Origin of the sequence: Microvirga makkahensis (genome assembly GCF_009830105.1) — a bacterium.
Taxonomy (GTDB): Bacteria; Pseudomonadota; Alphaproteobacteria; order Rhizobiales; family Beijerinckiaceae; genus Microvirga; species Microvirga makkahensis.
Genome location: NZ_WURB01000002.1, coordinates 241,063 through 253,592 on the forward strand (window position 1 = coordinate 241,063; position 12,530 = coordinate 253,592).

Annotated in this window: 11 protein-coding genes; 2 read left to right on the top strand and 9 right to left on the bottom strand. The window is 65.0% G+C overall.

The genetic code is table 11. The features are described from left to right. Window positions 1-7: 7 nt before the first annotated feature. Entirely contained in the window at window positions 8-2,122 is a 2,115-nt protein-coding gene (locus GR328_RS04070) for a heavy metal translocating P-type ATPase (RefSeq protein ID WP_160883239.1), read from the bottom strand. Window positions 2,123-2,197: 75 nt separating this feature from the next. Between GR328_RS04070 and GR328_RS04075 the strand changes: the two genes are divergently transcribed. Together GR328_RS04075 and GR328_RS04080 are read left to right on the top strand one after the other, a co-directional pair. Next, complete coding sequence (locus tag GR328_RS04075; protein ID WP_160883240.1) at window positions 2,198-2,614, top strand: MerR family transcriptional regulator; 417 nt, start codon at window positions 2,198-2,200, stop codon at window positions 2,612-2,614. Between the two features lie 530 nt (window positions 2,615-3,144). Continuing rightward, the gene (locus GR328_RS04080; protein ID WP_160883241.1) at window positions 3,145-3,855 is read left to right on the top strand and encodes an OmpW family protein; all 711 of its coding nucleotides are present in this window, start codon (window positions 3,145-3,147) and stop codon (window positions 3,853-3,855) included. Here GR328_RS04080 and GR328_RS04085 read toward each other — a convergent pair. The 8 genes from GR328_RS04085 to GR328_RS04120 form a co-directional block, all read right to left on the bottom strand. Then, on the bottom strand, window positions 3,806-5,353 hold the full coding sequence (locus GR328_RS04085) for a 3-hydroxyacyl-CoA dehydrogenase (protein WP_160883242.1): 1,548 nt from the start codon (window positions 5,351-5,353) through the stop codon (window positions 3,806-3,808). The two genes, GR328_RS04080 and GR328_RS04085, sit on opposite strands and share 50 nt — an antisense overlap. Before the next feature lie 2 nt (window positions 5,354-5,355). Then, complete coding sequence (locus GR328_RS04090) at window positions 5,356-6,123, bottom strand: enoyl-CoA hydratase-related protein (protein WP_160883243.1); 768 nt, start codon at window positions 6,121-6,123, stop codon at window positions 5,356-5,358. A gap of 11 nt (window positions 6,124-6,134) precedes the next feature. Next, the gene (locus tag GR328_RS04095; RefSeq protein WP_160883244.1) at window positions 6,135-6,578 is read right to left on the bottom strand and encodes a RidA family protein; all 444 of its coding nucleotides are present in this window, start codon (window positions 6,576-6,578) and stop codon (window positions 6,135-6,137) included. 78 nt (window positions 6,579-6,656) lie between these two features. Further along, a complete protein-coding gene (locus GR328_RS04100; RefSeq protein WP_160883245.1) occupies window positions 6,657-7,862 on the bottom strand; it encodes an acyl-CoA dehydrogenase family protein in 1,206 nt (401 codons plus the stop codon). A gap of 1 nt (window position 7,863) precedes the next feature. After that, window positions 7,864-8,700, bottom strand: a complete 837-nt coding sequence (locus GR328_RS04105; protein ID WP_160883246.1) for an enoyl-CoA hydratase family protein — start codon at window positions 8,698-8,700, stop codon at window positions 7,864-7,866. Further along, window positions 8,697-9,206, bottom strand: a complete 510-nt coding sequence (locus tag GR328_RS04110) for a MarR family winged helix-turn-helix transcriptional regulator (RefSeq protein WP_205789723.1) — start codon at window positions 9,204-9,206, stop codon at window positions 8,697-8,699. The genes GR328_RS04105 and GR328_RS04110 overlap by 4 nt, the downstream gene beginning before the upstream one ends. Before the next feature lies 1 nt (window position 9,207). Then, on the bottom strand, window positions 9,208-9,969 hold the full coding sequence (locus tag GR328_RS04115) for an SDR family NAD(P)-dependent oxidoreductase (protein WP_205789743.1): 762 nt from the start codon (window positions 9,967-9,969) through the stop codon (window positions 9,208-9,210). A 7-nt stretch (window positions 9,970-9,976) separates the two neighbouring features. Then, on the bottom strand, window positions 9,977-12,331 hold the full coding sequence (locus GR328_RS04120) for a bifunctional salicylyl-CoA 5-hydroxylase/oxidoreductase (protein WP_160883248.1): 2,355 nt from the start codon (window positions 12,329-12,331) through the stop codon (window positions 9,977-9,979). Window positions 12,332-12,530: the final 199 nt, after the last annotated feature.

The window sequence follows — 12,530 nt, forward strand, 5'->3', positions numbered from 1 at the left end:
GATGGCATCATACGTTCCGTCCGGCTCCGAGCAGGCGCATGGCGTTGGCCGTGACCAGCACGGTCGCTCCGGTATCGGCCAGGATGGCAGGCCAGAGCCCGGTGATGCCGATGATGGTGGTGACCAGGAACACCGCCTTGAGGCCGAGCGCCACCGTGATGTTCTGGCGGATGTTGCCGATCGTGTCGCGGGACAGGCGCACCATGCGGGCGATATCGAGCACGCGTCCGTGCAGCACCGCCCCGTCCGCCGTTTCCAGCGCCACGTCGGTGCCGCCGCCCATGGCGATGCCGACGTCGGCGGCGGCCAGTGCCGGGGCATCGTTGATGCCGTCGCCCACCTTAGCCACCACCTGCCCCTGCGCCTTGAGCTCGTTCACGATCCTCAGCTTGTCCTGCGGCAACAGGTCGGCGCGGGATTCGACGTCGAGGGTGCGGGCGATGGCGCCCGCGGTTCTGGCATTGTCGCCGGTGAGCATCACCGGGGCGATGCCGCGGGCCTTGAGCGCCTTGAGACCTTCGTAGGCATCATCCCGGGGCTCGTCCCGCACTGCGATCAGCCCGGCCGGCGTGTCGTTCACGAGAAGGACCGATACGGTCTTGCCCTCCTCCTGCAGGGCGCCGATCCGCGCCTCGGCCTCTGGCGGGAGCGACGCGACGGCGGCCGCAGCCTTGGGCGAGCCCAGGAACAGGCCGCGTCGCTTGAAGCGCCCCTTCACGCCCTTGCCGCCAAGCGCCATCACACCCACCGCAGGCGCCACCTCGGCACCGCTCGCCTGCGCCCGGGCCACGATGGCCTTGGCGATGGGATGAGAGGACGTAGCATCGAGGGCCGCCGCGTCCTCGAGGACGTCGCGTTCGCTGGCCTCCCCGAGGGCGACCACGTCGGTCACCTTGGGCCGCCCCTCCGTCAGGGTACCGGTCTTGTCGAGCGCAACGGTCGTGACCTTGCCGAGGGTTTCCAGCACCGCTCCGCCCTTGATCAGCAGCCCGCGCCGTGCGCCCGCAGCGAGGCCCGCCGCGATGGCCGCCGGGGTCGAAATCACCAGGGCACAGGGGCAGCCGATCAGCAAGACCGCCAATCCCTTATAGACCCACTCGCCCCAGGGCTCACCCGCCAGCAACGGCGGCAGGATCGCGACAAGGGCGCCGACGACCAGCACGGCCGGTGTATAGTAGCGCGAGAAGCGATCAATGAAGCGCTCAGTCGGCGCCTTGGCTTCTTGAGCCTCCTCGACCAGGCGAACCACGCGGGCGATGGTGTTGTCCTCGGCCTCGGCGGCCACCCGCACCCGCAGGGTGCCGTCGGTGTTGATGGTGCCGGCAAACACCGTCTCGCCCTCGCCCTTGCGCTTCGGGGTGCTCTCGCCCGTCACCGGAGCCTCATCGAGAGCGCTCTCGCCGGAAAGGATCTCACCGTCCGCTGGAACGCGGTCGCCAGGCCGGATCGCGATGACGTCGCCAACCACGAGGCTGCCGGCTGCGACCTCCTCCAGGGTGCCGTTGCGCTCGACGAAGGCGGTCTTGGGCACGAGGTTCGACAGGGACCGGATGCTGGCGCGGGCCCGTCCCGCGGCAACGCCCTCAAGCAACTCGCCGACGAGGAACAGCAGAACCACGATGGCCGCCTCCTCGGTTTCGCCGATGATCACCGCACCGAGCGCGGCGATGGTCATCAGGGTCTCGATGGTGAACGGCGCTCCGGCCACAGCCGCCGATGTGGCCCGGCGGGCAATCGGCACGAGGCCGATGGTCATGGCGGCGGTGTAGAGCCAGGCGTCGTAGCCCGGCAGGGGAGTGGCGAGCCCCCAAGCAAGGGCGAGGCCAAGTCCGCAGAGAATTGTCAGCCGCCCCTTGGCCGAGCGCCACCAGGGGCCGTCGGCAGCGTGATCATGATGATGAGTGCCCTCGGTGAGGGGCGTGATGCCGTAGCCGAGATTGCGCACCACCGTCTCCACCAGTTCGCCCGTGCCGGCTTCGGCGACCCGCAGCCGCAGGGTCTCGGTGGTGGTGCTGATAGCGATGTCCGAGACGCCCGGCACCCGGTTGAGCGCGGTCTCGATCTTGCGGGCACAGCTTCCGCAATCCATGCCTTCGACGCGGTAGCGCAGGCGGTCGGTCATTGACGCAACTCCGATTCGATCCTATTTGCGCGGAGACTACGACCTCTAGCGGCTAGAGGTTCAAGAGGAATCCTCATGAATTTGGCGATTGGTGACCTTTCCCGGCGGACCGGGGTGAAAATCCCGACGATCCGCTACTACGAGCAGATCGGTCTGCTCCCGTCGCCCGCCCGGACCGAGGGTCAGCAGCGCCGCTATGGCCCTGACGAGCTGCACCGGCTCAACTTCATCCGCCATGCCCGCGAGCTCGGGTTTGAGGTCGATGCCATCCGGCAACTCCTCGGCCTCGCCAGTGACCCCGGCCGCTCCTGCGGGGAGGTGCACGACATCACGAAGACTCATCTCGCCGAGGTGAACCACAAGATCGCCCGCCTGAGCGCCTTGCGCGACGAGCTGGAGGCGATGGTCGCCTGCGACAACAGGCGGATCTCGGAATGCCGCATCATCGAGGTCCTGGCGGATCACGGTGAGTGTCAGCATCGGCAACACTAGAGCATCGGCATCATCCATTCCACTTTTGAGGTGAATCCGATGTTCTCTTCCCGGACGAACGCCTCGTCCCGGGGGAGGCCCTCCGGCTCCGCGGGATGCGCTGAGTTTTTCGGCCAGACTGCGTTTCCGCGCAGAAGGCGTAAGGTGAGACAGTCACCGAGCTTCCCCTGCGTTCCTGAATGGCTGGCTGATTGAGGTTCGCAGCCCATGGGCCCGGAGATCGGGCTCGCCGAACGCAGACCTTCATGAACTGCGGCAGGATCGTGCGCGATGACCGGGGAGCGATCTGCAGAGCACAAAAACTCCCCAGTCGCTCGTTTGCTTTCCTGTCACACGGGTCATTGAACGCGGCGAGGTCCGCGCTGTTGCAGCTCGACCGCTCTTGATCCGGATCGAGGAGGAGCCGGGGGCAGGCGAGCATGTGAGACCCGTCAAGCACACGTGTCCGAACTCGGACGCGTGTGAAAAACGGAGTCAAACGACCATGTCTCGCCTACCCCTCGTCGCATTGTCAGGAACGATGCTCGCCAGTGCCGCATCCCGATGCCGGTTTGGGCCCGGGCGGCGCTCCGATTGTAGGCGGCGTTGTCGACATCCCGACCTTGGTCACGCCCGAACTGGACATCTCGTATTTCTTTACGCCCAACCTGGCAGCCGAACTCATCCTCGGCTTGACGCCTCATCGAGTGAAGGGGGCTGGCACCTTCGAAGGGGTTCGGATCTACGATGCATGGCTGCTCCCGCCGACCCTGATGCTGCGGTATCATTCCACCGGTTTCGGCGGCTCAAGGCCTCTATGGGTGCCGGCATCATACACGCCCTTCCTAAACGAGAGGGCGAAGGGTGACTTCGAGAGTTTCAATATCGAGAACAACATTGCCTTCGCGCGTCAGGCTGGTGTCGACTTCATGATCGACGAGCATTGGGGCATCAACCGAGACGCCAAGAAGATCGTTCTCGAGACCGACGTGAGCGTCAACGATGGCTTGGTGAAGGGCAAGGTCAAGGTGATCCCTGGCTCATCGGCGCCGGCGCGACTTACAGGTTCTGAGACCGCTGACGTTCGGCTTCGATCTCCGGACAAAAGCCGGCCTCACGATGATGCCGCAAACCTCCATGGACCCCGAGCCGACATGCAGGGCGGGCCAGCCAAGGTCCGCCCTCTCCTGGCTGCACATTTGCACGCCAAGATCATGCATCTGGCAGCGTCAGCGGCACACCCAGAAGAGCGCGGCGCTTGAGCCACGGGCTCGCGCGATAGCGCGGATCGCCATAGAAGACGTGGCACGCATCGAGAATACCGAGAATACGTCGGGGACCGACGTCGTCTCCGAAGCGCAGCGAGCCACGCGGATAGCCCAGTCCGATCTCGACGGCGCTGTTGATGTCCTCAGGGGCCGCAATGCGCTGCTGCGCAATGTCTGCTCCGACATTCACGATGCATGCGATGATGCGCTGGGCGATGAAGCCGGGACTGTCGCGAATGACCGTCACGGGATGATTGCCGGTTGCGAGCAGAGCATGAGCGGCATCCTTCATGTCCGGGCGGGTAATGGGCGTGCCCATGAGCGTCCGCCTGCGGTCCAGACCAAGCAGGCAGTCGACTGCCACCGAACGGGCCGGATCGAGATTCTCGGTCAAGGCGGCGGTCGTCGTGTCCTCCCCGAACGGCGTCAGCATGATGATGGCCTCATCGGACGGCCGCTCGCCGGTTTCCATGCGTGCTCCCGTCGCCTCCACGACACTGCGCAAGGCGTCGGCCGCGTCCGGATGCCGGTTGCTGATCCAGACCCTGACGCTCGTTAGATCCGCTTGCGGAACCGCCGCTTCCGACGGCTTCCGTGCGCGCCCGTCGACATAGGTGTAGAAGCCTCGTCCCGTCTTGCGGCCGAACAGCCTTGCGGCGTGGCGCTGAGCCACGATCGGAACGGGCCTGTAGCGTGGCTCCTCGTAGTACTGGTGATAGATCGCCTCCATCACCGCATGGGAGACGTCGAGGCCCGTGAGATCCAGGAGCTCGAAGGGACCGAGGCGAAATCCTGCCGCCTCCACCATGACCCGGTCCACGTCGGCGAAATCCGCGATCCCCTCCGAGACGATGCGCAGAGCCTCCGTTGCGAAGGCCCGGCCGGCATGATTGACGAGAAAGCCCGGTGTGTCGGAGACACGAACCGGCCGGTGACCCAGGCGTTGCGCAACGGCCGTGAGCGCATCGAGGACACCCTCGTCCGTCATGACGCCGCCAATGACCTCAACCAGCTTCATCAGCGGGACCGGATTGAAGAAGTGGAAGCCCGCCACGCGCTCCGGCCGGCGGGCCCTGGCGGCGATCGCGGTGACCGAGAGCGAGGATGTGTTCGTCGCCAGAATGCAGTCGTCAACGACTACGCTCTCGAGCGCGGCGATCAGCATCTGCTTGACGTCCAGGCGCTCGGCGACGGCTTCGATCACGATGTGGCAGGACGCGAAGGCATCGTAGCCTCTGTCCGGCCCGGCATCCGTCGCGCGAAGGCAGCCGATGGCAGCTTCCGCGCTCTCCGGAGTAAGGCTCCCTTTCGCAGCCTTGCGGCGGATCATGTCGGTGCAAAAGCCGACGGCTTCGGCGACCGCCTCCGGCCGGGCATCGGCCAGGAGAACCGTGATCCCTGCCTCGGCCGCCACTTGGGCGATGCCGCGGCCCATGACACCGGCCCCGATAACTCCAAGGGTCAGATCCGTCCGAGTGGCCTCGAATGTCATTATCAGCGTCCCACGAAATCAGGCGGCCGCTTCTCGATGAAGGCCTGCATGCCTTCCTTCTGATCCGCGGTGGCGAACATGAGCTGGAAGGCGTTCCGCTCCATGACGAGGGCCGCCTCCAGGGGAAGATCGCCCCCCTGCAGAACCAGCTCCTTGATCTTGCGGGCCGCGAGCGGCGGCAGAAGGGCGACCGCGTGGGCAAGGGCCAGGGCGCGGTCGAGGACCTCTCCGTCGGGCACGACCTCGGTGACCAGCCCCATGGCCTCGGCGTCCTGAGCTGAAATCATCTCCCCCGTCAGCAGGATCTTCATCGCCTTGAACTTGCCCACGGCCCTGAGGAGACGCTGGGTTCCTCCCGCTCCCGGAATGATCCCGACCTTGATCTCGGGCTGGGCGAATTTGGCGCCTGCGCCCGCGATGATCATGTCGGCATGCATGGCAAGCTCACATCCGCCCCCCAAGGCGAATCCATTCACCGCAGCGATGAGCGGCTTGGGGAAATCCTTGATGGGGGCCCAGTTCCGCTCGCTCGCTCGAAGCATCATGTCGACGGGCTGGGCGTCCGCCATGGCCCTGATGTCGGCGCCCGCGGCAAAGACCTTTTCCGTTCCTGTCAGGACGACACAGCGGATCTCCTCGTTGCCGGCCAGGTCCGCGAAGATCCGGGCGAGCTGCTCGCGGACGGCGCCGTTCAGCGCGTTTCGGGCCTCCGGACGATTGATGCGCACCAGAGCGACGTGTTCTCCCCCGCTCTCCAGCAAGACCTCCATGATCCCTCCCGTCATTGTCCCGAAGGCACGACAGCCGTCGCCTCGATCTCGACGAGCGCCTTCCGTTCCACCAGCCGCACGACCTGAACCAAAGCCATCGCCGGGTAATGCGTTCCGAAGACGGCCTTGTACGCACGACCAAGCTCGCGCAGGTTGCTCAGGTAATCGTCGATGTCGACGACGTACCAGGTGAGCCGGATGACATGCTGGGGCTTTGCTCCGCCTTCCGCCAGGATGGCGCAGATGTTCTCCAGCACCTGCCGCGCCTGTGCGACGAGGCCTTCGGGAAACTCGCCGGCCTCGTTCCAGCCCACGATTCCGCCTGTTACGAGAATGCGCCCCTCCGCCATCATGCCGTTCGAATAGCCTTTGGGAATGGGCCAATTCTTCGGCTGCAGAATCTGGACGCCCTCATCGAGGATCGATGAGGCTTGAGAGCCTCTGGAGACCGTCATTGTTGTTTCTCCTGGTCATGCGTTTCAAGGCCGCGCGTCCTGCAAGAGTTCGGTCACGGCCTGCGGGATCTGCCCGCTTCATCTCCCATCGCCCAACTCGTCCCGGGACCGGGAATTGTTGAGCATCTTCAGAAGCTCGCGCGCGATCACGACCTTCTGCACTTCCGTCGCCCCCTCGTAGATGCGCAGCGCGCGGTTCTCACGGTAGAGTTCCTCGACCTTCACGCCCTTGGTCACCCCGAGCCCGCCGAAGATCTGGACCGCCTTGTCGATGACGCTTTGGGCGGCCTCGGTGGCGTGCATCTTGGCCATCGCGGCCTCCCGCGTCACCCGGGCTGCGCCCTGATCCTTCGTCCAGGCTGCGCGGTAGACGAGAAGCGCCGCGGTGTCGACGTTCGTCGCCATCTCGGCCAGGGCAGCCTGCGTCATCTGGAGCTCCGCCAGCGGTGCCCCGAACAGGTGGCGGGACGAGGCATGGCGCAGCGCTTCGTCCATGGCGCGGCGGGCGAATCCGAGGGAGGCTGCTCCGACGGTCGAGCGGAAGACGTCCAGGGTCGCCATGGCGACCTTGAAGCCTTCTCCCGGGCTGCCGATCCGCTTCGACAACGGGATCCTGCAGCCCTCGAAACGCAGTGTCGCGAGCGGATGCGGCGCGATGACCTCGATACGCTCTTCAATGGTGAGACCGGGCGTGTCGGCGTCGACCACATAGGCGGACAATCCCCTCGCGCCCGGAGCCTCGCCGGACCTCGCGAAGACGATATAGTAGTCGGCGATCCCGCCGTTGGAGATCCACGTCTTCCGTCCGTCGATCCGCGCGTGACCGAGGCCATCCGGAACCGCGGTGGTGCTCATGGCCGCAACGTCGGATCCGGCCTCGGGCTCGGACAGGGCAAAGGCCGCGATGGCCTCGCCGCGAGCCACCTTGGGCAGGTAATGCCGCTTCACGTCATCGGAACCGAAAAGGCTGATCGGGCCGGAGCCGAGCCCCTGCATCGCAAAGGCGAAATCCGCGAGCCCGTCCCGATAGGCCAGCGTCTCGCGGGACAGGCAGAGCGTCCGGACATCGAGAGCCGGATAGAGCCCCCCATAGGCTTCCGGAATGGCGGCTCTCAGCCAACCGTCGTCGCCGAGCTTACGCACGATGCGGCGGCACGATCCATCCGTGTCGTCATGATCGACAAGGCCGTCAACCTCGGTCCCGACCCAGGCCCTCAGCGCCTCCGCATATCGAACGTGGCGATCCTCGAAGAAGGGCCATTTCAGAAACGTGGCGTCGATCATGTCAGTTCCCCTGGAAGACCGGCTTTTCCTTCGCCGCAAAGGCCCTGTAGGCGCGGGCGAAGTCCTCGGTCGTCATGCACAGGGCCTGAGCGACGGCTTCCGCCTCGATAGCCTCCTCGACGGACATCGCCCACTCCATGGCGAGCATGCGTTTAGTCATTGTGTTGGCATAGGTCGGCCCCGTGCCGATCTCCCGCGCCAGGGCCTGCGCCTCGGGAAGAAGTTCGGCCTCGTCGACGATGCGGCTGAAGAACCCCCAGCGCTCCCCCTCCTCTGCCTTCATGAAACGGCCCGTGTAAAGCAGCTCGGAGGCTCTGCCCTGACCGATGATGCGTGGCAGGATCGCACAGGCGCCCATATCGCAGCCGGCGAGCCCCACCTTGTTGAACAGGAACGCCACCTTGGCGCTCGGCGCGGCGAGCCTCAGATCGGACGCCATGGCTACGATGGCTCCGGCGCCGGCGCAGATACCTTCGACGGCCGCGATCACGGGCTGCGGAGCGGCCCGCATGGCCTTCACGAGCTCGCCGGTCATGCGCGTGAAGGCCGTCAGGCCCTTCGTGTTCATCTCGACCAGGGGGCCGATGATTTCGAACACGTCGCCGCCGGAGGAGAAGTTGCCGCCGGCCCCCGTTACGACGACGGCCTTGACGCTTTCCTCAGCCTTGCAGGCGTGGAAGAAGTCCGTCAGCTCGCGATAGCTCTCGAACGTGAGCGGATTCTTCTTGTCCGGACGGTTGAACGTGACCGTCGCGACCGGACCTTCCACGGAGAGCAGGAAGTGGCGGGGCGTATACCCGGCAAGGGGCAGGCTGACTGGATTGGCGAATTGCGTCACGGAGCCACTCCCATGATGGCGTTTCTGGCGGAGAGTTTCGTTTTGGCGAGCAGGCGCATCAGATCCTTCTGTTCCCTCTGCGTGAGCCCGCCGAAGATCTCGGCGATCCAGGCTTCGTGCTCCGTGGCCATCGCGCGGAACTCCCCCCGGCCTGCTGGCGTCAGTTTGATGATCTGAGCCCGTCGATCCGTCGTGGAGACGCGACGCTCGAGATGCCCCGAGGCGACGAGCCGGTCGACCAGACTGGTGAGGTTGCCGTTCGACACCATCATCCGCTTAGAGAGGTCCGAGAGCGTCATCCCCTCTGGCACCTTGTCGAGTTGAGCCATCAGATCGAAGCGGGGAAGCGTCACATCGAACCGGTCGCGCAGACGACGGCGTACCTCACCTTCTATCAGCGTGGAGCACGTCAACAGCCGCAGCCAGAGCCGCAGCTCGTCACGGTGATCGTCCGGCATCTCGATAGCCTTCGTCTCGGCATCGAGCGGGATCGTCTGGTTGCTCATGTCAAACTTCTCCACCTGCCACCGCGATGGCTTGCCCAGTGACGGAGCGAGCCCCCTCCCCGCACAGCCACAGGACGGCGTCGGCAACCTCCGCCGGGCTGATCAGCCTTTGCTGAGGATTGTGCTTTACGAGTTCGTTCAGGGCCTGTTCGCGCGTTCTGCCCGTCTTCGCCACGATGTTGTCGAGACTCACGGCGACAAGGTCGGTATCGGTGTAGCCCGGGCACACGGCGTTGACGGTCACGCCAGTCGTTGCCGTCTCCAGGGCAAGCGCCCGCACGAAGCCGACGACCGCGTGTTTGGCCGCGCAATAGGCGCTCACATACGGGTATCCCTTCAGTCCCGCCGTCGAGGCCACCGCGACGATGCGCCCGAACCGCCGCTCGATCATGGAGCCCAGCACCTCATGCGCGACATTGGTCACGCCGAGCAGATTGATGTCCAGCATCCGCCTGAACACCTCCGGAGAGGACTTCAGGAACGGAGCCGAAACCGCTGAGCCAGCATTGGCGATCATGAGATCCACGGGGCCGTGCCATGAGATCGCGGCCTGAACGGCGGATCGAACGGCCTCCGGATCGGTGACGTCGGCGGCAAAAGCGGCATGGGCATCGCCCTCCGAGACGACGCGATCCAGGGTCGCCTGGTTCCGGCCGATGACCGTGACCTCCGCCCCTGCCTCGACAAGAGCCTTGGCGATGGCCCGCCCTATGCCGCGCCCGCCGCCCGTGACGATCGCGTGGCGGCCCTGAAGAGGGTTCATATCCATGTCATTCCGCGGCGAGGGGTTTCCCGCCGGCCTCCATCTTCAGTTCGGCTCGGGTCTTGGGCTTGGCCTTGATCTTCAGCTCTTCCAGATCCTGCCGATCACGAACGCTGTTGCGGAAGATCTGATCCTTTCCGGCGAAGTACTGCGGCGGACAGAAGATATCCTTCTCGCCATACCATGCGGCGGCCTTCATGGTGAAGAACGGGTCCACGAGGTGGGGACGCGCCAGCGCGACCAGATCCGCCCGTCCCGCCGCCAGGATGGTGTTGACCTGGTCGGCCGTGGTGATGTTGCCGACGCACATGGTGGCGACCTGCGCCTCGTTACGGACCTGATCGGAGAAGGGAGTCTGGAACATGCGTCCGTAGATCGGCCGGGCCTCCCGGACCGTTTGTCCCGCCGAGACATCGACGAGGTCGACGCCATGCTCGGCGAAGGCGCGTGCGATCTCGACCGCATCCTCTCCCGTGATGCCGCCCTCGGCCCAGTCGGTGGCGGAGATGCGCACCGACATCGGCTTGCGCGCCGGCCAAGCCTCCCGCATGGCGTCGAAGACCTCCAGCGGATAGCGCAGACGGTTCTCCAGGGAGCCGCCATACTCGTCCGTGCGCCGGTTGGTGAGCGGAGAGATGAAGCTCGCCAGCAGATAACCGTGGGCGCAATGGAGCTCGAGCATGTCGAACCCCGCCCGGTCGCCCCGCTCTGCCGCGGCGACGAACTGCGCCTTGATGGCGTCCATCTCGGCACGGCTTACCTCCCGCGGCACCTGACTGTCCGGGAAGTACGGAATCGGCGAGGCGGAGCAGATATCCCAGGCTCCTTCTTCCAGAGGACGATCGATACCCTCCCACATGAGCTTTGTGGCGCCCTTGCGGCCCGCGTGCCCGAGCTGCAGGCAGAACTTGGCCGCAGAATTGGCATGGACGAAGTCGACGATACGCTTCCAGGCCGCCTCCTGCTCGTCGTTCCACAGCCCCGTGCAGCCGAGGGTAATGCGAGACTCCGGCGAAACGCACGTCATTTCGGTAAAGATCAGCCCCGCCCCTCCGATGCTGCGTGAGCCGTAGTGCACGAGGTGCCAGTCGCCGGGAAGGCCATCTTCGGCCGAATACATGTCCATCGGAGACACGACCACCCGATTCTCCAGGGTCATGTCCCGGAGCCGGAACGGCTGGAACATCGGCACGCCCGGATCTTCGACGGAGACGTCGAAACCCTTGTCCCTCACCTGCTGCGCGAAGGTGCGATCCACGGCGGCAACGAAATCCGGCGCACGCAGACGCAGGTTGTCGTAGGTGATCGCCTTGGCGCGGGTCATTACTCCGAAGGCGAACTGCACCGGATCGAAATTCCAGAAGCGCGCGACATGCTCGAACCAGACGAGGGACACGTCGGCCGCATGCTGCGTCTTCTCCACCTCCTCACGCCGTCCGGTCTCGTAGAGAGACAGCGCACCCTCGACGTCGGGAGCGCGGCGGAAGGCTTCGAAAAGGGCGATGGCATCCTCCATGGCGAGCTTGGTGCCCGAGCCGATGGAGAAATGGGCCGATCCCTTGGCGTCGCCCAGCAGCACCTTGTTCCCCATAACCCAGCGCTTGTTGCGGATCATCGGGAAGTTGCGCCAGACGGAGCGGTTCGTGAGAACCTTGTGCCCATCCAGGAACCAGCCGAAGATCTGCTCCATCAACGCCGCCGACTCTTCCTCCGTTTTCCGGCCGAGCCCGGCGCGGTCGAAGGTTTCGGGATCCGTCTCGAAGACCCAGGTGGAACGGTTCGCCTCGTACTGGTACGCATGCGCGATGAAAGGCCCCCATTCCGTCTCCTGGAAGATGAAGGTGAAGGCGTCGAGCGGTCTGGTCGATCCCATCCAGGCGAACTTGTTGGGCCTCAGATCCACCTCAGGCTGGAAATGGTCCGCATACCGGTCTCGGAAGCGGCTGTTGATGCCATCCGCCACCACGACGAGATCCGCATCGGCGAACAGGCTCTCGTCATCGACATCCACCTGATAGAGCAACCTGACGCCGAGCTCGTTCGCGCGGTCTTGCAGAATCAGCAGCAGGGTACGGCGCGAGCAGCCGCAGAATCCGTTGCCGCCGATGCGGTGCTCGGTTCCTTTGAAGTGGATCGCGATGTCGTCCCAATAGGCGAACTCGCGCGTGATCCTCTGGTAGCTCGGCAGATCGTATTTCTCGAAACCGTCGAGGGTTGCATCGGAAAACACGACACCGAAGCCGAAGGTGTCGTCGGCGCGATTGCGCTCATAGACCGTGATATCCGCCCCCGGCTGGAGCTTCTTCATCAGAATGGCGCAATAGAGACCCGCAGGCCCGCCGCCGATGACCGCCGTTTTCATGTGAAGGTGCCTCCAAGGCAAAGCACAATTGTTTTATGCTTAAAATAACTGCAAATCAATCTCTGGGTTGGCCCAACCGCGACCGGGATTGTCGTCATTGCGCCTGCGCTGTTCCGCGTCCGCGATGCCCAAGTCCTGCTCATGATCCGGTTGCCGAGCCAGCCTCCATCACGCAAGGGCGCCGTCGACATTCGTGTGG